The organism is Thermodesulfatator indicus DSM 15286 (assembly GCF_000217795.1).
GTDB lineage: Bacteria > Desulfobacterota > Thermodesulfobacteria > Thermodesulfobacteriales > Thermodesulfatatoraceae > Thermodesulfatator > Thermodesulfatator indicus.
Genome location: NC_015681.1, coordinates 1,251,609 through 1,271,631, shown reverse-complemented (window position 1 = coordinate 1,271,631; position 20,023 = coordinate 1,251,609). Strand labels below are relative to the sequence as shown.

Sequence of the window (20,023 nt, the reverse complement as noted above, 5' to 3'; positions counted from 1 at the left end):
AATCTTAATTTTTGTTTTCGCCTTGTTCAGGCGTTTCTTTCTTTTGTTCAGCTGGTTTTTTAGCTACGGCTACCAGGGCCGGGCGAATCACCCGACCGTGAAGGGTATAACCCTTCTGAAAGGTTCTAACTATGGCACCTTCCGGGTGCTCATGGGTTTCTTCAACGGCCAGGGCTTCATGAATTTCAGGTTTAAAGGCATCACCAATAGCCACTTCAAACTGCTTTAAGCCAAATTTCTCAAGGGTCTGGAATAATCCCTTTAAAGTTAGCTCTATGCCCTCAATAAGGGCTTTGGCGTCCTGAGATTGTTTAGCCGCCTCAAGGGCCCTTTCAAGGTTGTCCACAAAGGGAAGCAGTTCTTTCATAAAAGTTTCAAGAGCGTATTTGAAATACTCTTCTTTTTCCCGCTTGAAACTTTTCTTTAAGTTTTCCACCTCCGCGGCGTAACGGAGGGCCATCTCTTTGTATTCTTTAGCTTCAGCTTCTTTCTTTTTGATAAGCTCTATAAGTTCGTCCCGATTTTCAGGATAAGTTTCTTGAGTTTCTTGCATCTCTTGGGCCTCTTCTCTGGCCTTTTCCATAACTTTAGTACCCTCCTTTTCCTTTTTCGCTGGCACACCACCTCGATAGAGGTGGTAAACCTTACCCATAAGGCTTACCCCCCTATCATTTTTTCTTCCTGAGCGAAAAATTAAGTACGCGGAAGGAACTTGTCCAGAAGGTGAGAAACAATTCTTGACGTATAATCCACCACGGGAACTACCTTGGAATAATCCATCCTCATAGGGCCAATTACGGCAAGCCCGCCCATGGGGCATTTGTCCCGATAATAGGGAGAAGCCACCGCACTAAGATTGCGCGGAGCCCCTAATCCTGTTTCTGCTCCTATTAACACCTGAACACCATGGCTACCTAAGCAGCGTTCTATAATTTTCAAAAATATATTTTTCTCTTCAAAGGCCGCCAGCAACTCTTTCAGGCGCTCTACGTCTTTAAATTCCGGTACGTCTAAAAGCCTGGAAATCCCTTCTACAATGGGTTCAGATGGCCCTTCGCCTTCTTCAAGTTCCTCAAACAACGTATCTAAAAACTTTCTTTCAGCTTCTATTTCTCTTAAAAGTTCATCACGGGCTTCTTCTAACGTCAGCCTAGGTAGCTTTTGATTAAGGTATTGCGCCAGGCGCTCAAGGGCTTCAGGAGACACACTGGCCGGGATCTTTAAAAGACGATTTACAACGATACCGGCCTCGGTGACGGCTACCACCAGCACGAGTCCTCGCCCTAAAGGAACAAAATCAAGCTTAAGTAGCCTTTCACTGCCTATTTTGGGAGCAGAAACCACCGAAGGGAACCCGGTCATGTGGCTTAGAAGACGCGAGGTAATACGTAAAAGCTCTGAAAGGTCTTCTATTTCTTCACTTTCAAAGGCCCTTTCAATGGTTTCACGGGCCTTTTCCGAAAGGGGCTCAGCTTCAAGTAAGTTTTCTACATAATATCTGAAACCTTCTTCGGTGGGCACTCGCCCTGCAGAGACGTGTGGTTGAGAGAGAAGGCCAAGTTCTTCAAGGTCAGCCATGATATTGCGTACCGTGGCCGGAGAAAGCGGCGGCTTAAGGCGCTTGGCCACCGTACGCGAGCCCACAGGCTCAGCGTGGCGAATATAATCCTCCACCACAATGGTTAAAACTTTTTTATAGCGATCAGAAAGCTCCAAGACCTCAAACATCTTTATTCCTTATGCTTAATCTCTAGTTAACTTAGTCCTATCCACTAAATCGTGTCAAGAAACACTACTTTTAGACGAAACAGCAAAGCAGCGTCTCAGAATTATTATACCTGCTACAAAAGAAAGAATAAGAACAATCAAAAGGGCTGTCTCAAGCATATAGTGCTTGAACATGGTCTCTGAAACTACACAGCCCTCTGGGGGATGAGCTATTTCTACTGATAAAACCAAAATTCGCCTCACCGAAGCAATTATGCCTATCATTAAAAAGGGTTCAATGGCCAATTTAATAGAGCCTTTGAGTGTTATCTTGATGGTGTGAAGTATCTCCAGCAACATTAAAGCCAAAAGCGACCTATCAAGTACAAAAAAGACGAAATAAATTATTTCGTCTTTTTTTAAATAGTGAACCCAAGAAGTAAAAACCTCCAAAAAGATAAAAGAGATAGCTAAAACCAAAGCCAACATTAACAAGAGGTAGAAGAAAACTTCTATTCTGTCATAAAGCTCTATGATAAAGGATTTTTTCTTGATTTTCATGGTTTATCAGCCAGCAATTAAATTAAAGACATCAAAATGAAATTACGGACTAAAGAGAAGATTTCTCTAGAATCATCTTAAAGTTAAGTCCTGCTGGGGCATTTACAAGCCTCACCACCGGACCTTCGGGATAAAAGTCAATCAAATTTATACTGGCGTAGTCTATTTGCAGGCGGAAAAAGTTATCAAGAGAAGAACCCAATGCGTGAAGCACAAGCACTCTGATCAACCCTCCGTGAATGAAGAAAACTACATTTTCGCCGGGAAACTTTTGAACGGCTTCTTCAATGACTTTCAGGCCCCGATTTAGTAATTCGCCGAGGGTTTCTCCCCCTGGTGGCCTAAACCTTGAAGGCGCTTTTAAACGTTCCCTAAAAGCGGGCATTTCTAAAAGTTCACTATAAGATTTCCCGGACCAGGAGCCGAAATCTATCTCTCTAAGTTCCTTCTTAATAAATAAAGGAACATCTTTTCGTTCTTTTAAGAGTTCACCAGGGAGCTTGGCCCGGCTGAGATCGCTGGTGTAAACCGCTGCCAGAGAAATGCCAGCAAAAAGCTCGGTCAGAAGCTCACTCTGCCTTAACCCTTCTTTTGATAAAGGGACATCCTTTTGGCTATAAAGAACCCCCTTGGGGCCATCAACCTGGCCGTGCCTTACCAGAAAAAGACGCGTTGGCTTCATGAAAGGGCCTCTCCCAGAAAGCTTAAGGCCTCTTTGGGTTTTATGCGGGCTTTGACTGCGTCTAAAAGTTCTTTAAAAGTTTTATCTCCAACGGGATGTTTATAAAGTCTCGCCAGCACCCCTCTAACATATTCTTCATGCTGCGGAGGAATGGCAAAATCGGGAGCCTCTCGATTGGCCAGAATTGTTTCGGGAATAACTAAATCTTCGGGCTTGGCTTTTTCTTTTTCCAGGTAAAAAAGAAGCAAATCAATAAAATTGCCGTAAACGCCAGCAATGTCTATCTCTTCAAGGACCTGCATAAAAACCATGGTAAGGGAAAAAAACTCCGGTGGGACTACGGCTTCCCCGGCTTCACGACAGAGTTTAAGAGAAAAAAACGTACGACAGGCAAGAGGCCTTACTTCGTAAAGGCGACAGAGATTCTTTTCATCAAGAAAAGGACAGGGCTCAAAAACAAAACCCTCATCAAGCGGTGGCTCTTTGCCAGCCATGTAAAAAGAAGCCATCTCGTTGGGGGTTACCTTTGGCCGCAGCCTTTCTTTGGCCTTCAAAGGTGAAAGCTCGCTGTAAAGCTTTCCTTTTTCTCCTTCTCCCAAAGAATCCAGCACAAGAATGGTTTCAATACCAGTGGCGATAACGTTTACCGTGCAACAGTCGGCACATCCCGGCCGGCAGACAAAAGGATACTTCTTGACTTCGTCCTCAAATACTTCGTAAAGGGCTTTTAAAAGGGCCTTTTTCTCAGAGATGGCTTCATCTAATTTTACTGGCATAAGCCCTATCATGACTGGGCCTCCTGGGAGGAAGTGCTTTGTGTTTGAGTGAGTTCAGCAAGCTTTTTTTCAAGCTCTCTTATCTTTCTCTGTTTGTCAAAAAGTTCTTTGCGTCTTTTGAGCCGGCCAGGAAGAGAAATTAACAACACCAAAACCATACCTGCCAGTATGGCCAAGATGATAAGCACGGCTAAAGAACTCTCAAACTGCCAGACAAGGAACTTGACCGTTACCGGGGCGGCATTTTGAATGGCAAAGACCGCTATAAAAATACCTAAAACCGCGGCTAAAATAAGATAAATTTCCATGGCTAACTCCTTTTGGGCTTCTAAAATCTGACAAATGATTCTAATATAAAAAGGTTTTCCTATGAAGGATTTAATTATCTACGAAGATAATCATTTACTGGTGGTGGAAAAGCCCGGTGGTCTTCTCGTTCAGGGGGACAGCACCGGTGATATTACCCTCTTATCCATGGCCAAGGAATATCTAAAAGAAAAATACCAGAAACCGGGAAACGTTTACCTGGGAGTAGTGCATCGGCTTGACCGTGTAACTTCAGGAGTGGTTATCTTTGCCCGCACTTCCAAAGCCGCCCAGAGGCTCGCCAAGTTTTTTCGAGAAAAGCTGGTAAAAAAACACTACTTGGCGGTGGTGCACGGTTCCCCTCCTCCTAAAGGCCTCCTTGAAGACAAGATTGCCTGGGACGAAAACAAAAGAAAAGCCTATATTTCTAGCAAAGGCAAAGAGGCAAGCCTTGTTTACCTTAAACTTCGCACCAAGAATAAAAAATCCCTTTTACTGGTGCAGCCCATAACCGGACGTAAGCATCAAATTCGGGTGCAGTTAGCCAAAAGAAAACACCCCATTGTGGGCGACGTTAAATACGGCTCCAAAGAACGAATCTATTTCGGTCGGGCCATACTGCTTCACGCCTGGCGCATTGTTCTTCCTCACCCGGTTAAAGACGAAATTTTGCGCTTTGAGGCCGGCCTTCCTTTCTACTGGCCCAAAGAATTTTATCCACCAGCTAAGATCCCTTGGCTAAAAACCGAAAGAAAGCTTTAGGCTGCCTTTAAAAGTTGCTGACGCAGGCTGAAAAGACGGTCTCGCAAAGCGGCAGCTTTTTCAAATTCCAGGTTTTTGGCCGCCTCGCGCATTTCTTTTTCCGTCTGCTTTATGAGCCTTTTAAGTTCGTCAACATCTTCTATATCAATGTCCGCCAGGGCTTCTAGGTCCACATAGTCGCTTTCGTAAAATTGAGAGAGGGCGTCTTCAAAGTCCTTTTTGATGGTCTTAGGAGTTATGCCGTGTTTTAGGTTATATTCCTCCTGAATTTTGCGGCGACGCCTGGTTTCTTCTATGGCCCGCTTCATGGAGTCCGTAACGTTATCAGCGTAAAGGATAACCGTGCCGTTTACGTTTCTGGCGGCACGGCCGGCAATCTGGATGAGCGATCTTTCTGAACGCAAAAAGCCCTCTTTGTCTGCGTCTAAAATGGCCACGAGAGAAACTTCAGGTAGATCAAGACCCTCTCGCAAAAGGTTTATACCCACCAGCACCTCAAAGACCCCGAGCCTCAGATCCCGAATAAGTTTGGCCCGCTCAAGGGTTTTTATATCCGAGTGCAGGTATTTGGCTTTAATCCCTAGATCAGACAAATAATCTGTTAATTCCTCGGCCATGCGCTTGGTAAGTGTGCAAACAAGCACCCTTTCTTTTCTGGCCAGGCGCTTTTTAATCTCGGCCACCAGGTCGTCTATTTGGTGTTTAGCTGGGCGAACCTCTATAATAGGGTCCATCAGGCCTGTAGGCCTTATGATTTGCTCAACCACGTAAGGCCCGGCCTTTTCAAGCTCGTAATCACCGGGAGTGGCTGAGACGTAAAGCACCTGGGTTATCCTTTCTTCAAATTCTTCAAAGGTAAGCGGGCGGTTATCAAGGGCCGAGGGGAGCCTGAAGCCGTATTCCACAAGCGTTTCTTTGCGGGAACGGTCACCACGATACATCCCATGGAGCTGGGGCACGGTAATGTGGCTCTCGTCAATAAAGATGAGAAAGTCATCAGGAAAATAATCAAGCAGAGTATAAGGGGGCTCTCCAGGAGCGCGGCCGTCAAGATAGCGGCTGTAGTTTTCAATACCGTGGCAAAAACCCATCTCTTCAAGCATCTCCAGGTCAAACAGAGTGCGCTTCAGGAGACGTTCAGCTTCAACCAAACGGCCCTGCCTTTTAAACCAGGCCACTCGCTCTTCAAGTTCTTTTCTTATTTCCTGAATGGCTACTTTCAGACGTTCTTCGTCAGTCACGTAGTGAGTGCCAGGGAAAATGGTAACCGCCTCCAGACGGCCCAAAACCTTACCACGAAAGGGGTCTATAACCTTAATGCTTTCAATGGTGTCACCAAAAAGTTCTACCCGGATAGCTCGCTTTTCTTCATGAGCGGGAAAGATTTCAATAATATCTCCGCGCACTCTAAAAGTGCCGCGGGTAAGCTCAAAATTTTTGCGTTCGTAGTGCATGGTAACGAGGCGCCTGATGATGCGGTCCCGCGGGAAGTCTTTATCCACCTGAAGATAAAGATGCATACGCGAGTACTCAGTTGGTGAACCCAGGCCGTAAATGCAGGAAACACTTGCCACCACGATAACATCGCGTCGAGAAAGCACAGCTGCTGTGGCTGAGTGCCTGAGCCGGTCTATGAGTTCGTTTATAGAGGCGTCTTTTTCAATGTAGGTATCCGTTGAAGGGATATAGGCCTCAGGCTGATAGTAGTCGTAATAAGAAACAAAATATTCCACCGCGTTATAGGGAAATAGCTTTTTGAATTCGTTATAAAGTTGGGCGGCCAGGGTCTTGTTAGGCGCGATAATAAGAGTTGGCCGGTTGAGGCGGGCAATAACATTGGCCATGGTAAAGGTTTTGCCTGAACCAGTAATTCCCTTAAGGACCTGGTGCTTTACACCGTGAGATAGCCAGTTTACCAGCGTATCAATGGCCTTTGGCTGGTCTCCTGTTGGCTTATGAGGGCTTTCAAGCTTAAAAGTTCCTTCTGACACACTCATGGTTTATTATTTTACGCAAAAAGATGGGGACAGGCAAAAATGAGCCGGAGAAAAAGAAAAGCTTTGCGCCAAAAAACAACAGCCGGGATTTGTGATGTTTGCGGCCGCGAAATGCCTCTTTGTTATCGTTGTCAAAAGTGTGGCTACCTGATCTGCCAGGAGTGTATGGCCGCAGGCCCCAGGAAGTTTTCCTGTAACACCGTAACCTGGGTATGCCCTAATTGCCTGAACTGGGAGACCCTTTGACAAAAACAAGAGTTCGCCTGTCCCCGGTTATAGGTAAGGTGAATTCTTTAAAGTCAACGATTGTTTCAGGAAATTTTTTCTCAAAAGCTTCTATTTCTTCCCCGGCCCTGGGGCCTTTCATAGCCAGCAGAAAGCCCTCCCGCTTAAGAAGGGGGCTTGCAAGCTCCCAGAGGAGAGGAAGCTCACTAACCGCTCGCGAAACCACACAGTTGAAATAGCCACGGGGTAAAGGGTCCTTCCTTCCCACGGTGGCCTGAATAATTCTTATGTCTTTTAAGCCGAGAACTCCGGCCGCGTAAGTGAGGAAAGAAATGGGCTTTTTGCGCGCGTCAACCAGCCAGACTTCCTGTTCGGGCCGGGCAATTTTGATAATCATGCCCGGCAGGCCCGCGCCTGTCCCCAAATCAAGAATTGGGCCCTTATCCGGCAGATGGCGCACCACACTCAGGCTATCAAGGGCGTGTTTTACCGCTATTTCTTTTGGATCTTTTATAGCCGTAAGCCCTAAAGGCTCAGAAAATTCCCGTAAAAGAGACAAAAAACTGACAATTTTCCCCGCTTGTTCCGGGGTAAGTGAAACCCCAAGCTCTTTTAGCCCTTTTTCAAGGTACTGTTGAACCTCTTCGGCAAAGGACATTTTCCTCTCACTTAACTAACAATTTTTACTACTAGCGTAACAAAGCCGTTTTTTTTGGCTATACAATATTAATCCGAGACCTATACAAAATGCCATACTTAAGAGACCGCTTCGCCCTTGCGGGCTCGCCGTGACAGAAAAACTGCTTGACAAAAGCTAGATATATTGAACTGGCTCACAAAGATAATAAGGCCCTAGGATTTAAAAAGTTCTAAAAAAATTTTTACTAAATTAAAATTTTGGACGATTTAATAATCGACATAGAACTTTTAGTTCAATAAAATAGAAGGAGCGGGGGGGGGAGGAAGGGAACGGAGGTAGAGATGGAAAAACTACATATAAGCCAGTTTGAAACCGAACTCATTGATCTCCTGCCAGATGGCCTCATGCTCCTTGACCCTCAGGGTAAGATCGTCTATGCCAACGAAGCCTTAACTAAAATACTTTATAAACCACGTAATGAAATAATAGGCAAGCGTTGCTATGAAGTCGTTCACGAGGTTAAAACTGTCCCTGCCTTTTGTATTAGAACCAGGGCCCGAGGCGAGGGCTCTGTTTGTATGCATATATTTGAACCCTCTATCCAGAGCTGGCTCTGGTGTTATGTCTATCCTATAAAAAAAGATGGCCAGTTAATTGGCTGGCTACATGTAATACGCTCAATCAAATTTAAAGAATTAGATGCTATTATTTTAGAAAAACTGGGAGAAGATATTTTCCCCTGGCCATTTTACGTGGTTGATAAAAATCATGAAGTTATTATAGCCAACAAAGAATTTAACAATTTAATAAAAAAAGATTTTTCACAAAAAAAATGTTATCAAATCCTCTTTGAAAGAAATAAACCTTGTGATTTCTGTTCTGAATTAAAATCCTCCGTAGAAATTACTCTAAAAAATCGCCGCTATCTTTTTTATCAATCAGTTCTTCCCGTATCAAGTACCGAAAGTTATAAATTACATTTCCTTATAGATATAGAGAAACAAAAGCTGGCTGAAGAGAGATTTAAACGTCTTTTTCAAGAAAGCCCAGTAGGCATTGCCATTAGTGACCTAGAAGGCCGAATTTATAGAGTGAATCAGGCCTTTAAGAAGTTGTTTCAGGTTCCAGAAAACTTTGACGTGACCAGATTAAAGGCCTATGACTTTTACGCCAATCCAGAAGACAGAAAAGAATTTATTAAAACCCTAAAACAAAGGGGAGAAGTTCAAAAGTACGAGCTTAAACAAAAAACTCTTACCAATAAAACTATCTGGGTAGAAATAACTTCCAGGCTAATAAAAGAAGGAGGCAACACTTATCTCTGGAATGTCTTTCAAGATATTACTGACTTTAAAAATGTTTACCAGTCGTTGTTAGAAAGTGAGTTTCTTTTCAGATCTCTGGCTGAAAAAGCTCCTCTTGGGGTAATTTTAATGGATGAAACGGGAAAAATTACCTACTTAAACCCGGCTGTGGAAAAAATATTCGGCTACCAGGCTGAAGAATTATACGGAAAAGACCTTCATTTAACCCTTGCTCCAGAGAAATATCATTCCCTTTATCGGGAATGCTTTGAAAGAGCCTTAAAAACCGGAAAATTCCGACTGGCGGGAAAAAGGCTAGAAGTTGAGGCCAAAAGAAAAGACGGCTCAGTTTTTCCGGTTGAAATATATTTCAATTTTTTGAAGCTTTCCGATAATATTGTTTTTTTAGGACTTATTCAGGATATTACTGAAAGAAAAAAGCTTGAAGAAGAAAGAATCAACCTGGAAAAACACCGGGCCCTTGAGATGTTGGCCGGTGGAATAGCCCATGACTTTAACAATTTTCTGGCTTCTATCATGTTAAATGTTGATCTGGCCCTTCAAGTTGCCTCTGATGAAAAACTCAAAAGCATTCTTAAACGGTGTTTAAATGTTGTTGAACAGGCCCAGCGCCTCTCACAAAGGCTTCTCATGTTCTCTAAAGGAGATATCCCGGTTCCTGAAGAGGTCTCGCTAAAAAATTTTATCACCGAACTGGTTAAATTTTTACTTCAAGGTAGCGGTATAAGAGCTGTAGTAGAAATTCCTGATGATATACCAACGGTAAAGATAGATCCGGGGCATCTTTCTCAAATCATTCAAAACCTAATTATTAACGCCAAAGAAGCCATGCCTAACGGAGGCAACCTTTTTATTCAGGCGGAACATGAGAACGGAAAAGTAATTCTGGTTGTTCGAGACACAGGCCCAGGAATACCTGAGGCCATTTTAGACCAAATTTTTGAACCGGGTTTTACTACTAAAGAAACAGGAACCGGACTTGGGCTGGCCATAGTTAAAAGCCTCGTAGAAAAAGCTCAGGGACAGCTAAAAGTAAAGTCCGCTCCAGGCATGGGAACAAGCTTTATTTTGATTTTCCCCGCCATGGAAAAAACCAAAGAAAAACCAAAAAAGCAAGAAGAAGTCAATTCTTGTGAAGTGACAACAGGAAAGATTCTGGTGATGGATGATGAAAAATATCTGCGAGATCTTCTCAAAGAAGCCCTCAGTATTAAGGGTTTTTTGGTAGAAACAGCCGAGAATGGCCAGGAAGCTCTGGCTAAATACCAAAAGGCCATGGAAGAAGGTAAGCCTTTTGATCTGGTAATCCTTGACCTTACCGTTCCTGGAGGGAAAGGCGGAGTATGGACCATAGAAAAACTCAGACAATTAGACCCTGGCGTTAAAGCTATTCTTTCTACTGGTTACACCAAAGATACCGAAAAAATTCTTGAAAAATACCCCTTTTTGGAAATACTTACCAAACCATATAACCTAAAAAAGCTTTATGAGATAATAAACAAAATATTTAAAAGCAAAATGCCATACTTAAGAGACGGCTTCTCCCTTGCGGGCTCGCCGTGACTAAATGGCCTATGGCTGATGGCTGGTGGTTCAAGAGACTGCGTCGCCTGTCCCGACTCCCTTCGGCCCTTACAGTGACAGAAGGAGAGAGGCTTCTCGCCGTGACGGGGGTATCTTGCGAGCGAGCCGCTGGCGAGCGAAGCAATCTCGCGAGGCGATTTAGTCGCCGTGGCGATCAATCTATGTTTTCTAAATTTGGCAAAATCTCGCCAAAAATAACCTTATTGCCAGCGCTTAAAAGTAATCTAAAATAACTCGGAAATAAGCATCAAAGGATTTAAAAATGATAAAACTTCCGCCGCGAGAAAAGATTTACTTTGCCGACTTACATATCCATAGCCGCTATTCTCGAGCCACCAGTAAAGAGATGACCATTCCCACTCTTGCCCGAGTGGCCAAAGAAAAGGGCCTAGAAGTAGTAGCCACCGGTGACTTTACCCATCCGGATTACCTGGCTGAGCTTGAAGAATACCTAATCCCGGCTCCAGAAGACGGCCTTTATGTGTATAAAGAAGACCCAGAAAGTCCTCGTTTTATTTTAAGCGCCGAGGTTTCTAATATTTTTTCGCAAGGGGATAAGAAAAATCGCCGTGTTCACACGGTGATTTTGGCCCCAAGCCTTGAGATAGTTCGCGAAATAAACAAAGCCCTGGCCAAGTTTGGCAATCTTTCCGCTGACGGCCGGCCGATTTTTGGTTTTCCGGTAAAAGACCTGGTAAAACTCCTTAGGCGCATTTCACCTGACATTTTGATTATACCGGCCCACATCTGGACGCCCTGGTACTCTCTTTTCGGAGCTTTCTCTGGCTTTGACTCCATTGAAGAATGTTTTGAGGAAGAAGCCGAACACATTGATGCCCTTGAAACCGGGCTCTCTTCTGACCCGGCCATGAACTGGCGTCTTTCCACCCTTGACCGCTACGCCCTGGTTTCAAACTCAGACGCCCATTCGCCAAGCAAACTGGCCCGCGAGGCCAATGCCTTTTTTAGACCCTTGGGCTATCAGGCCATGGCCCAGGCCCTCCGGAATGACAAGCTGGCCTTTACCGTTGAGTTTTATCCCGAAGAAGGGAAGTATCACTACGATGGCCATCGAAACTGTGGCGTGCTTTTCTCTCCAGAAGAGACCATGGCTCACGGTGGCAAGTGCCCTGTTTGTGGTGAGCCCCTAACTGTAGGCGTAATGCACAGGGTTGTGGAGTTAGCCGACCGCCCCAATGGTTTTAAGCCAGAAGAAAAGCCTCCGGCAGTACATCTCGTGCCCCTTCAGGAAATCGTAGCCGAAGCTCTTGGCAAGGGAGTGCAGAGCCAGATCGTGGCCAGGACTTACCGTCAACTGCTTGAACGGGCCGGAAGCGAACTTGATATCCTTCTTTATAAGGACCTTTCTGAATTAAAAAGCCTTTTTCCTGAACGGATTGTTGAAGGGATTTCCCGTGTAAGAGAGGGCCGTCTTTACATCAAACCGGGTTTTGACGGGGTTTACGGAAAGATTCGCATCTTTGAACCCGACGAAGAAGAACAAATAGCAGGTCCCCGCCAGAAAAGCCTCTTCGCTTGATTTAAGGCCTCGGGTGATTACCGTAAAGCCAGGATATCTTGAAGCGAGGAGGTGGCCCATGATCGTAACGGTAAAACACTTTGAAATGCTAAAGCGGCTTGAGCAAGGAGGCCTTGAAAAGCTTGAGGAACTTACTGCGGAAGACCTGGAAATTCTCTTACATTTAAGGCTTGCCGGTTTAATTACCGAAGAAGAGGAAAGCTTTGCCCTTACCAGAAGCGGGCTTTTAATCCTTGAGTCTCTAAGAACCGCTGAAAATGTTAACAATCTCAACTTTTCAGACCTTTACGAAAACTATCGCCTGGTAGGCTCGCGTATCATCTCTATGCTTCAGATTGCCGAGCGGGCTCAAGGGCGCACGGATTTTAACCAGGAAATAAACAAAGAACTTGAAGAAAGGGGGCTGGCCAGAGACGGACGCTTACAGCCCTGGGCTCAGGCTATACTTGAGGCCTATCGTTCGGCAACTATTGAGTTTTTCGTGACTCCGGAATTGGCCAAAAGCATTCTGGGCCTGCCTGTGGGCCCGGCTCGTAAAAACTTCCTTGAGCCTATCCCTGAAAATCACATTTTTCAGCTTGAGGCCCAACGGCTCTTGACCTTTACCCTCCCTGAAGGAGAGTACTACGCGTTTACCGGGGTGGGCAGCCAGCTCTGGGCAGCCTTAAGAACCGGACTTGTGCCTGAAGTTTCCATTAGTGTAACTACTTTGCGAGACATCATTGAAAACAAAAAAACTGAAGCTCTGGAAACACTTGGAGCCATTGACCCTCAAGGCAATCTTACCGTGCCAGGCAAACACCTTTTGATGGCGGCCAAACTCTTCTTTGAGCCCATAACCGTAAATCCCTCCATTGACCTGAGTGGCTGGAATATATCGGTTTTAAGGGCCGTTAAGGCTTCACCGGTAAAGACTCGCGAAGGCATAGAAGAATTCCTGGCCGCGCAGGATATTCGTGACCCGTTTAAAATCAAGCAAAGCCTTTATCGCCTGGAAGGATTTCGCCTGATCGCCAGCGAGCCGGATGGCTCTTACACCTTGACTCCTTATGGAGAAGAGCTTTTGGCCCTTGAAGACTTGAGCCCGGTTTACGCCCAGGCGGTTATGGCTATCACCGTTACCCGCACAGAAAATATGCCTCCAGATGACCAATGGATAAAGACCGCTGAAGAACAAGGGGTCATTGGCAATGGCTTTCCCAGCCAGAAGGGAAGACTTTTGGCCGAAATTGCCTCTAACATTGACCGCCTACCAGTAGTTACCAGGGAAGAAATGCTCGTTATGCGCGGCATCCCTCTCTGGCGAGGAGTTAGCGAAGAAGAGATTCTAAGTTTTTACCCTGAAAACAAACGCCCCCAGGTCTTACACGGATTGCGCAAACTCCTGGCCTCAGGGCTTGTTGATCTTCTTCCTGGCGGGCTTTACGTGCTAACTCCGGCTGGTGAGAAAATAAAACAGGGGCTTTCCGCCGTGCCCAACGGTGTTGACTTTCCTTTAACCCCTCACGTTTGGTATGTGCTCCTGGCCTTAAGGGAAATTGGCCGCTTCTCTCCTAAAGGGCGCAAAATAAGGGTACGCAAAGAAGATTACGACAAGCTTGAAGAAAAAGTAAAAAATTTAGCCCCAGAAATTATTGGCTCTGCTCTTGAAACCGCGCGACTTTGCCGTTACATCTCAGGGTTAGACGTCTTAGAAACCGGGGTCAACTTGCTTGAAGGCCTTGACCTCTTAAAAAATCTTAAAACCAACTGGGAAGAGATAAGGATTTACGCATGATAAAAGTCTTTCGCAAAGACCCGCGGGCGAGGCTGCCAGAGAAGGCCTCGCCTGGGGCCATTGGTTGGGATTTATTTGCCCTTGAAGACACCGAAATCCCTCCAGGTGAAGTTTCTTTTATTCGCACAGGCCTGGTTATCAAAGCGCCGTCGCCATACGGCATGTTTATCTTTCCCAGGTCTTCTCTTTTCCGCAAAAAAGGGCTGATTTTCCCCCACTCAGCCGGCATTATAGACTTTGATTATTGCGGCGAAGACGACGAGTTAAAAATTCTCGCCTTAAACTTAAAAGACGAGCCTGTTCTGGTTTCGGCTGGTGAGCGCATTGCCCAGCTCCTTTTTATGAAAGTGCTAACTGACGGAGAGTTAGAAGAGGTTTCAGAGGTTCCCTGCCCCAAATCAAGAGGGGGTTTTGGTAGCACTGGAGGATATGAAAAATGATTAGCGTGCAAGACTACTATAAACGCTTTTTAGAGGAAACGAAGCCTTTTTTTGATTCTTTGGTAGAAAAAGATAAGGCCCTTTTTCGGGATACTTTGTTTTTGAGTTTTTTAGGAGCGCGCATTTGTTACGCTTCAACGAGACCCTTAAATCTTTTTGCAGAAAAGCGCTTTCGGGAAAGAGAAGAATTTCTCTCTTTTTTGAGAAGGCTCAAGCTTTCTGGCCACGCCAGCGTCTTTGCCCACTCTCCCGTAGTGGTTAACGAAAGCTTGTCTCCTGAAAAAATGGTCCGCCTTTCTCAGGTGCTTTTTAAGGCCTGGTGGGCCCATGACGGCTCCGTGTGCTTGAATTTGCGCCACTTTGCTGAGGTCTATGAAGAAAAAGAATTTATGGAAATACTTGAGGCTTCATACGAAAAAAGCCATGCGTGGCAAGAATTTCAAGTTTTTGAAATAGCCTATCATGAAGGCAAGGCTGAAATTGTTCAAAGGACGACTTTAGGCAAGCTAATTTCTCAAACTTTTAACGAGCCAGAAGGCATAGAGGCCAGGCCTCAAGTCTTCGTGATAGACGTAGCCCCTTCAGAAACAAAGCCTTTTGGCTGGCTGGCCGTTGTAGCCGAAGGATTTAGCCGGCTTTTCTCCCATCAATTCGTGCGGCACACCTGGCTTAACTTTAACCAACGTTCGCATCGCTATACCCAAGTGGACCAGTTCGTATTTCCGCCTTCTTTTGACGATGAGGCTCGCGCTATTTACACCAGGCAGATTGAAGAGGGCCTTCACGCCTACCAGAACATCGTCAAAAGAGGAGTTAAAAAAGAAGACGCCCGTTTCATAACCCCGCAAGGGTCGTCCACTACCATTTTGGCTACCGGGCCTTACTTCGTGTGGGAAGATTTTGTAAACAAGCGTAATCATCCCAAGGCCCAGTGGGAAATTAGACGGCTGGCTGAAGGACTAGCCCTTGTCCTCAGGGAGCTTAAGGCGTAGCTCTATCACTTTGGGGTCCTTTATCCCGCGAAGGCTTCTGAGAAAGCCTCTTACAGTTTCAGTCAAGGCCCTGGCCACAAAACGGGTAAGCCCCACAGGCCTTCCGTCCACCAGTAAAATGTTATTTTCCGGTCGGGGTTTAATAGAAAGAATAAACTCGGCTATTTCCTCAGGGTCATTTGGCAAAGCCCTGTAAGGGCTTTTTTTATCGCCTACCACGGCAATGAGGCCGGGGATTCCTTCCTTGTAAAGAGGCTCTTCAGGGAGATCTTCCCTTACCACTTCAATTTTGGGAAGACTTCTTAGGCTTTTAAAGCCTTCACAAATAACGATGTCTTCCTCGGGAAAAAAGCGCTTGACAAAGTACCAGAAGCTAAAGTCATTTTTCTCCGGCACATGGAAGCGTAAAAAACCTTCATTTTGACCCCAGAAGGCGACTTTTTCAACGCCCTCGCGCCAGAAAAGGTTAGTATCCTGGCGGCCTTCTTCTAAGCGTGGCCCCGCTTCCTTAGAAGACTTAAGGGCCCCGACTTTTAGGCCTTTGGCTTTCAACAGAGCCGCTACCTGCGCGGCAAGCGTAGTCTTCCCGCTGTTGTGCCGGCCGATAAAAGATATGGCAAAAGGCATTAGAGTTCTACCGTCTCACCAGGTTTGAGCACTTTTAAGAAAACCTCCGGCGCAAATTCTGCCAGGTATTTTTTAAAGGCCTCAGGGGTACCGGTAAGCAGAGGGAAAGTGCCAAAGTGCATGGGGATTACTACTTTTGGCTTTAAAAGTTCACAGGCTTTGGCCGCCTCTCGTGGCCCCATAACATAGTGATCCCCTATAGGTAGAAAAGCCACTTCAGGCTGATATAACTCACCAATTAGCTTCATGTCGTAAAAAAGACCAGTATCTCCAGCGTGGTAAAAAGTACGGCCATTTTCCAGGCGCACTACAAAACCAGCGGCGTCTCCCCCGTAAATTATGTGGTCCCCCTCTTGGATAGAAGAGCTGTGTATGGCCTGGACCATGGTAATGGTGATACCCTTGGTGCGATATGAACCGCCTATATTCATGCCGGTTACGTTAGGAACACCCTGGGCAAGCAAATATTGTTGAATCTCGTGAATCGCGATAACTTCTGTAGCTGCTGACCTGGCTACTTCTAAAATGTTGCCGAGGTGATCCCCATGGGCGTGGGTGATGAGAATAAGGTCGTAGGGGCCACGGTCATCCTTATAGGGATTGACCGGGTTATCAAGCCAGGGGTCAATAAGGATGCGAATTCCCTCAGGACTTATTATCTTAAAGGTAGCGTGCCCTAAAAAAGTTATTTGCATGACTTGTCTCCTTATTTTTTTTAGAGACCTTTGCCAAATATTTTACTTAAGAGACTGCTTCGCCCATAAGGGCTCACAGTGACAAATAGAAAATAGGCTCGCAGTTATAACCAAAAAGAGTCATTGCGAGGCTGCTCCCGCAGCCGAAGCAATCTCAACCTATGCTTTTTGAATTTGGCAAAGTCTCTTTTAATAATTTTCTTAAGGTAAGCTTTGGCAGACGTCAATATGAAACTGAGACAGGGAGAGCCCAAAGACAAGTCTTTTATCTCTCAGGCCGCCTATGAATTTCAAAAATTTGGCCCTTATCACGAAATTATTCCCCGCTGGTTTGATGACCCCTGGATAAAAACTTACATTCTGGAAATAGAAAGGCCTGTGGGGTTCATTATGCTTGGACCCATGTTTAATTCGTTTTGGCAGCCCTATATTGATATAACGGCTATTTTTGTAGCTCCCGAGTGGCAAGGCAAGGGCCTGGGTACTTTTATGCTTAAAGCTGCCGAAAAAATTTCCCGAAAAGAAGGTTATCGTTATTTGCGGGCTCATGTTGGGTTTGAAAATAAAAAAGCCCTGGCCCTCTTTAAAAAGGCAAATTATGTTATTAAAAAGAAGATTGATAACTATTATCCTTCTGGTCTAGGAGCGTACGAACTACGCAAAGACCTGAGGAGGAAAGAGGAAGGGAATGAAACCTAAAAAGATCGTTTTAAAAAAGCCTGCTGAAAAGAAAAAGCCAGAAAATCAGCAGAAGAATTATTTTGAAACCTTAAAAGGCCAAAAAGTAGTAGTGCAAACCAGAGCTGGCACTCGCTATGAAGGTCTTTTTGAAGCCTACAAAGATGGATTTTTCTGGCTAAAAGAAGCCGTTATCATAGGCAATAAATTCAAAGTGGAAACCGATTTAGTAGCCGTAGATAGAGGTCAGACAGCCCATCTTCATCTGTTTCCTAAATCAATTGAAGAGCTCCCTGAAGAGGGAGAGGCTAGCTAAACCTTGAAGAAAGCCTTACGCTATCTCTACTAGTGTCTTTTTCTGATCTTTGCGGGGTCTATTTTGTCTTGTACGGTTATGCTAGGGGCCGAAGCCGTCGGCCTAAAACGGGAGCTATTTTAGAGCCGAGCTTGACAGCTAAGTTGCGCCCTTTATTATTAAGCTAGAGTCGGGACGTGGCTCAGCCTGGTAGAGCACTGGGTTCGGGACTCAGGGGTCGCAGGTTCAAATCCTGCCGTCCCGACCATTTTTTTAATTTTTCAACTCTTAACCATCCCCTTTAGGTCTTTTCCACAAACGCCGAAAAGTTAAATAGCAATATGATTTAAGTTTGTACTTTTTATGGCCAGCTATCTTAAAAAAGCCACGTTAGTCATGAAGATCTTAAGTTACTTGCCGAGCACTGGAAATAAAAAATATTTTTGTTCTTTAGAAAAAATTTTTGGCTATTTTGTGGAGCATAAAAAATGATTATCAAAAGAAAAGATTCTAGAGAGAATGATATAAAAAAGCTAAGAAAATTGTTAAGTTATAACATTTCTCCCAAGCAAAGATTTCTTATAGAACGGGAAATAAGAGCTATTCAAAAAGGTGAACAAGGAGAAAGAGATGCAGCTTATTATATAGACTTTCATTATGGAAAATCCAAAAATTGGATGGTTATTCATGACTTAAGAATTGAACACAGAGGCCGAGTGGCTCAGATTGATCATTTATTAATTAACAGAATTTTTGAAATTTATGTATTAGAATCCAAAAACTTCTCTTATGGGCTAAGAATAACCCCTTCTGGAGACTTTGAAGTTTATTATAAAGGCAAGTATTTTGGCATCCCTTCTCCTATTGAACAAAATAAAAGACACATAGAAGTATTATGCGAATTAATTCGAGATAATGATTTAATGCCCAAACGTTTAGGAATAAGCCTCAAACCAAAATTTTTTAATTACATTTTAATTTCTCCTAGTTCTATCATTAAACGGCCTAATAATAAGAAATTTGATACTTCACAAATTATTAAAGCCGACCAAATTAAAAAAGTAATAGAAAATAATTTAGATAATGCAAATAATCCTTTATTTATTTTAAATATTAGCTCAACAGAAACTATTTTTAACTTTGCTCAAAAATTAGTAAGATTTCATAAACCAGTCCAAATAAACTGGGCAGAAAAATTCGGCATAACAGAAAAACAAAAAATAACAGAAGAACAAAAAAGAACAAAAAATAGATATTTTTGTGCAAAATGTAGGAAATCTATTTCCGAAAAAGAAGCCAAATTTTGTTGGAATAACAAAGAACGCTTTAAAGGAAAGGCTTATTGTTTTAACTGCCAACAAACTTTTAATAAAAGATAATAATCACAAGTATGAAAATCAAAAATATTATTTAACCTTCCTAAGACTAATTTATTCGCTTCCATAGCTAAACCATCCCAAAAAATTTTACAGTCTGTCTATTTTTTAACAAAAATTTTACAAAAATTTAAATTTTCTTTCCAAAATATAGAAAAACTATACCTATTGATATCTATTTTGATAAAAACAGAAATTATCATCACCAGGAACATAAAACAGATGACAATTTTAGTCATTATGAGCGAAGCTAAGCGATCTCAAACAAGGCCTCAAGGCTATCTCAGAGATTACTTCGTAGGTCCTAACGGACCTCCTGGTGATGACCTGTTAGGGATACTCTGTCGGCCTAACAGCCTCCTCGCAGCAATAGAGAAGGATTATTCGCCGCGGCCACTAAGCTTGTCTACGATGACACTTTGTCGTCTAAAAAAAGTTGGGGATAATAAAAATGATAAATATTGAAAGTTTTTATCCTAACCTGTCAATATTTTATTTAGTTCAGAGTTTACATACTCCTGAACTGGACTTGTTTTTTAAAAGCTTTGTGATTCTCGGAAAGGGTTGGATACTTTTACCGGTTTTAGTATTGGTATTTTTTAAGTTTCGAAAACACATAGGAACTTTTTTATTGGCTATATTGTTAGAAACTTTAATAGTTATCTTGATAAAAAATGTTTTTCCTCAACCTAGGCCAGGAAGCTTACTAGACAATTTTAAACCCCTCCTCCCTCTTTATCATTGTTCCTTTCCTTCAGGAGACGTGGCCCTTGTTTTTGTAATAATTGCCTTTTTTTATCGCAAGGTTAATAAATTAGGTCAAGTAGTTTTATTAGCTTATAGTTTTTTAGTGGGTATAGAAAGGATTTATTTAGGGGTACATTTTCCTTTAGATGTTTTAGCAGGGGCTATTATTGGTATATCTAGCTTTTTTATAGCTAGGAAGATTCAATTGAAACCCATTGCTTTCCTTCCTCTCAAACTCAAACCATTTTAGTTTATTTTGCTGAACCTTGACTGGACAAGTAGAGTTTGCGT

General features: G+C 43.8%; 21 protein-coding genes and 1 tRNA gene. 12 read left to right on the top strand and 10 right to left on the bottom strand.

All coding sequences use genetic code 11. The annotated features are described in order from the left end of the window. Positions 1 to 4: 4 nt before the first annotated feature. The 6 genes from grpE to THEIN_RS06105 are packed head-to-tail and all read right to left on the bottom strand — an operon-like array spanning position 5 to position 4,034. The gene (gene grpE / locus THEIN_RS06130; protein ID WP_013907814.1) at positions 5 to 652 is read right to left on the bottom strand and encodes a nucleotide exchange factor GrpE; all 648 of its coding nucleotides are present in this window, start codon (positions 650 to 652) and stop codon (positions 5 to 7) included. A 41-nt stretch (positions 653 to 693) separates the two neighbouring features. Next, positions 694 to 1,728 carry a heat-inducible transcriptional repressor HrcA gene (gene hrcA / locus THEIN_RS06125; RefSeq protein WP_013907813.1) on the bottom strand — a complete coding sequence of 345 codons (1,035 nt, stop codon included), beginning with the start codon at positions 1,726 to 1,728 and terminating at the stop codon, positions 694 to 696. Positions 1,729 to 1,782: 54 nt separating this feature from the next. Beyond that, a complete protein-coding gene (locus THEIN_RS11615) occupies positions 1,783 to 2,268 on the bottom strand; it encodes a phosphate-starvation-inducible PsiE family protein (protein WP_013907812.1) in 486 nt (161 codons plus the stop codon). A gap of 49 nt (positions 2,269 to 2,317) precedes the next feature. Continuing rightward, the gene (locus THEIN_RS06115; RefSeq protein WP_013907811.1) at positions 2,318 to 2,950 is read right to left on the bottom strand and encodes a histidine phosphatase family protein; all 633 of its coding nucleotides are present in this window, start codon (positions 2,948 to 2,950) and stop codon (positions 2,318 to 2,320) included. Then, the gene (locus tag THEIN_RS06110) at positions 2,947 to 3,738 is read right to left on the bottom strand and encodes a YkgJ family cysteine cluster protein (protein ID WP_013907810.1); all 792 of its coding nucleotides are present in this window, start codon (positions 3,736 to 3,738) and stop codon (positions 2,947 to 2,949) included. Before THEIN_RS06110 ends, THEIN_RS06115 begins: the two co-directional genes overlap by 4 nt. Then, positions 3,735 to 4,034: a LapA family protein gene (locus THEIN_RS06105; RefSeq protein ID WP_013907809.1), complete on the bottom strand. Its 300-nt coding sequence runs from the start codon at positions 4,032 to 4,034 to the stop codon at positions 3,735 to 3,737. Before THEIN_RS06105 ends, THEIN_RS06110 begins: the two co-directional genes overlap by 4 nt. 61 nt (positions 4,035 to 4,095) lie before the next feature. Between THEIN_RS06105 and THEIN_RS06100 the strand changes: the two genes are divergently transcribed. Continuing rightward, positions 4,096 to 4,794, top strand: a complete 699-nt coding sequence (locus THEIN_RS06100) for an RluA family pseudouridine synthase (RefSeq protein ID WP_013907808.1) — start codon at positions 4,096 to 4,098, stop codon at positions 4,792 to 4,794. Here the strand turns inward: THEIN_RS06100 and uvrB are convergent. Beyond that, positions 4,791 to 6,791: an excinuclease ABC subunit UvrB gene (gene uvrB / locus THEIN_RS06095; protein ID WP_013907807.1), complete on the bottom strand. Its 2,001-nt coding sequence runs from the start codon at positions 6,789 to 6,791 to the stop codon at positions 4,791 to 4,793. The genes THEIN_RS06100 and uvrB overlap by 4 nt on opposite strands. A 39-nt stretch (positions 6,792 to 6,830) precedes the next feature. Between uvrB and THEIN_RS11980 the strand changes: the two genes are divergently transcribed. Next, positions 6,831 to 7,037, top strand: a complete 207-nt coding sequence (locus tag THEIN_RS11980) for a hypothetical protein (RefSeq protein ID WP_013907806.1) — start codon at positions 6,831 to 6,833, stop codon at positions 7,035 to 7,037. On the opposite strand, the gene rsmG is transcribed toward THEIN_RS11980, so the two are convergent. Continuing rightward, positions 7,009 to 7,674 (bottom strand): 16S rRNA (guanine(527)-N(7))-methyltransferase RsmG, encoded by a 666-nt coding sequence (gene rsmG, locus THEIN_RS06090; RefSeq protein WP_013907805.1) that lies wholly within the window; start codon positions 7,672 to 7,674, stop codon positions 7,009 to 7,011. The two genes, THEIN_RS11980 and rsmG, sit on opposite strands and share 29 nt — an antisense overlap. A gap of 323 nt (positions 7,675 to 7,997) precedes the next feature. On the opposite strand from rsmG, the gene THEIN_RS06085 reads away from it, so the two are divergent. The 5 genes from THEIN_RS06085 (at position 7,998) to THEIN_RS06065 (ending at position 15,314) form a co-directional block, all read left to right on the top strand. Beyond that, a complete protein-coding gene (locus tag THEIN_RS06085) occupies positions 7,998 to 10,544 on the top strand; it encodes a PAS domain S-box protein (protein WP_013907804.1) in 2,547 nt (848 codons plus the stop codon). Positions 10,545 to 10,827: 283 nt separating this feature from the next. Next, on the top strand, positions 10,828 to 12,105 hold the full coding sequence (locus tag THEIN_RS06080; protein WP_013907803.1) for an endonuclease Q family protein: 1,278 nt from the start codon (positions 10,828 to 10,830) through the stop codon (positions 12,103 to 12,105). Between the two features lie 58 nt (positions 12,106 to 12,163). Then, positions 12,164 to 13,882 (top strand): DUF505 family protein, encoded by a 1,719-nt coding sequence (locus THEIN_RS06075; RefSeq protein WP_013907802.1) that lies wholly within the window; start codon positions 12,164 to 12,166, stop codon positions 13,880 to 13,882. Next, positions 13,879 to 14,322, top strand: coding sequence for a dUTP diphosphatase (locus THEIN_RS06070; protein ID WP_013907801.1), 444 nt, complete (start codon positions 13,879 to 13,881; stop codon positions 14,320 to 14,322). Before THEIN_RS06075 ends, THEIN_RS06070 begins: the two co-directional genes overlap by 4 nt. After that, the gene (locus tag THEIN_RS06065) at positions 14,319 to 15,314 is read left to right on the top strand and encodes an FAD-dependent thymidylate synthase (protein WP_013907800.1); all 996 of its coding nucleotides are present in this window, start codon (positions 14,319 to 14,321) and stop codon (positions 15,312 to 15,314) included. Before THEIN_RS06070 ends, THEIN_RS06065 begins: the two co-directional genes overlap by 4 nt. Here the strand turns inward: THEIN_RS06065 and THEIN_RS06060 are convergent. Both THEIN_RS06060 and THEIN_RS06055 read right to left on the bottom strand, forming a co-directional pair. Next, positions 15,282 to 15,941 (bottom strand): molybdopterin-guanine dinucleotide biosynthesis protein B, encoded by a 660-nt coding sequence (locus THEIN_RS06060; RefSeq protein WP_013907799.1) that lies wholly within the window; start codon positions 15,939 to 15,941, stop codon positions 15,282 to 15,284. The genes THEIN_RS06065 and THEIN_RS06060 overlap by 33 nt on opposite strands. Beyond that, positions 15,941 to 16,636, bottom strand: coding sequence for a metal-dependent hydrolase (locus tag THEIN_RS06055; RefSeq protein ID WP_013907798.1), 696 nt, complete (start codon positions 16,634 to 16,636; stop codon positions 15,941 to 15,943). Before THEIN_RS06055 ends, THEIN_RS06060 begins: the two co-directional genes overlap by 1 nt. A 228-nt stretch (positions 16,637 to 16,864) precedes the next feature. Here THEIN_RS06055 and THEIN_RS06050 point away from each other — a divergent pair, with 228 nt between their 5' ends. From THEIN_RS06050 to THEIN_RS06025, 5 genes are all read left to right on the top strand, one after another. Further along, positions 16,865 to 17,335, top strand: a complete 471-nt coding sequence (locus tag THEIN_RS06050) for a GNAT family N-acetyltransferase (protein WP_013907797.1) — start codon at positions 16,865 to 16,867, stop codon at positions 17,333 to 17,335. Beyond that, complete coding sequence (locus THEIN_RS06045) at positions 17,325 to 17,630, top strand: hypothetical protein (protein ID WP_013907796.1); 306 nt, start codon at positions 17,325 to 17,327, stop codon at positions 17,628 to 17,630. Before THEIN_RS06050 ends, THEIN_RS06045 begins: the two co-directional genes overlap by 11 nt. A gap of 170 nt (positions 17,631 to 17,800) precedes the next feature. Next, positions 17,801 to 17,877: transfer RNA gene (locus THEIN_RS06040), tRNA-Pro, on the top strand. Between the two features lie 220 nt (positions 17,878 to 18,097). Then, entirely contained in the window at positions 18,098 to 18,988 is an 891-nt protein-coding gene (locus THEIN_RS06035) for a nuclease-related domain-containing protein (RefSeq protein WP_013907795.1), read from the top strand. A 448-nt stretch (positions 18,989 to 19,436) separates the two neighbouring features. Next, entirely contained in the window at positions 19,437 to 19,982 is a 546-nt protein-coding gene (locus THEIN_RS06025) for a phosphatase PAP2 family protein (RefSeq protein WP_013907794.1), read from the top strand. Positions 19,983 to 20,023 lie beyond the last annotated feature (41 nt).

Bases quoted from the DNA above. Each gene is read 5' to 3' on its own strand.
- grpE (WP_013907814.1), bottom strand. From the start codon at position 652: ATGGGTAAGGTTTACCACCTCTATCGAGGTGGTGTGCCAGCGAAAAAG.
- hrcA (WP_013907813.1), bottom strand. From the start codon at position 1,728: ATGTTTGAGGTCTTGGAGCTTTCTGATCGCTATAAAAAAGTTTTAACC.
- THEIN_RS11615 (WP_013907812.1), bottom strand. From the start codon at position 2,268: ATGAAAATCAAGAAAAAATCCTTTATCATAGAGCTTTATGACAGAATA.
- THEIN_RS06115 (WP_013907811.1), bottom strand. From the start codon at position 2,950: ATGAAGCCAACGCGTCTTTTTCTGGTAAGGCACGGCCAGGTTGATGGC.
- THEIN_RS06110 (WP_013907810.1), bottom strand. From the start codon at position 3,738: ATGATAGGGCTTATGCCAGTAAAATTAGATGAAGCCATCTCTGAGAAA.
- THEIN_RS06105 (WP_013907809.1), bottom strand. From the start codon at position 4,034: ATGGAAATTTATCTTATTTTAGCCGCGGTTTTAGGTATTTTTATAGCG.
- THEIN_RS06100 (WP_013907808.1), top strand. From the start codon at position 4,096: ATGAAGGATTTAATTATCTACGAAGATAATCATTTACTGGTGGTGGAA.
- uvrB (WP_013907807.1), bottom strand. From the start codon at position 6,791: ATGAGTGTGTCAGAAGGAACTTTTAAGCTTGAAAGCCCTCATAAGCCA.
- THEIN_RS11980 (WP_013907806.1), top strand. From the start codon at position 6,831: ATGAGCCGGAGAAAAAGAAAAGCTTTGCGCCAAAAAACAACAGCCGGG.
- rsmG (WP_013907805.1), bottom strand. From the start codon at position 7,674: ATGTCCTTTGCCGAAGAGGTTCAACAGTACCTTGAAAAAGGGCTAAAA.
- THEIN_RS06085 (WP_013907804.1), top strand. From the start codon at position 7,998: ATGGAAAAACTACATATAAGCCAGTTTGAAACCGAACTCATTGATCTC.
- THEIN_RS06080 (WP_013907803.1), top strand. From the start codon at position 10,828: ATGATAAAACTTCCGCCGCGAGAAAAGATTTACTTTGCCGACTTACAT.
- THEIN_RS06075 (WP_013907802.1), top strand. From the start codon at position 12,164: ATGATCGTAACGGTAAAACACTTTGAAATGCTAAAGCGGCTTGAGCAA.
- THEIN_RS06070 (WP_013907801.1), top strand. From the start codon at position 13,879: ATGATAAAAGTCTTTCGCAAAGACCCGCGGGCGAGGCTGCCAGAGAAG.
- THEIN_RS06065 (WP_013907800.1), top strand. From the start codon at position 14,319: ATGATTAGCGTGCAAGACTACTATAAACGCTTTTTAGAGGAAACGAAG.
- THEIN_RS06060 (WP_013907799.1), bottom strand. From the start codon at position 15,941: ATGCCTTTTGCCATATCTTTTATCGGCCGGCACAACAGCGGGAAGACT.
- THEIN_RS06055 (WP_013907798.1), bottom strand. From the start codon at position 16,636: ATGCAAATAACTTTTTTAGGGCACGCTACCTTTAAGATAATAAGTCCT.
- THEIN_RS06050 (WP_013907797.1), top strand. From the start codon at position 16,865: ATGAAACTGAGACAGGGAGAGCCCAAAGACAAGTCTTTTATCTCTCAG.
- THEIN_RS06045 (WP_013907796.1), top strand. From the start codon at position 17,325: ATGAAACCTAAAAAGATCGTTTTAAAAAAGCCTGCTGAAAAGAAAAAG.
- THEIN_RS06035 (WP_013907795.1), top strand. From the start codon at position 18,098: ATGATTATCAAAAGAAAAGATTCTAGAGAGAATGATATAAAAAAGCTA.
- THEIN_RS06025 (WP_013907794.1), top strand. From the start codon at position 19,437: ATGATAAATATTGAAAGTTTTTATCCTAACCTGTCAATATTTTATTTA.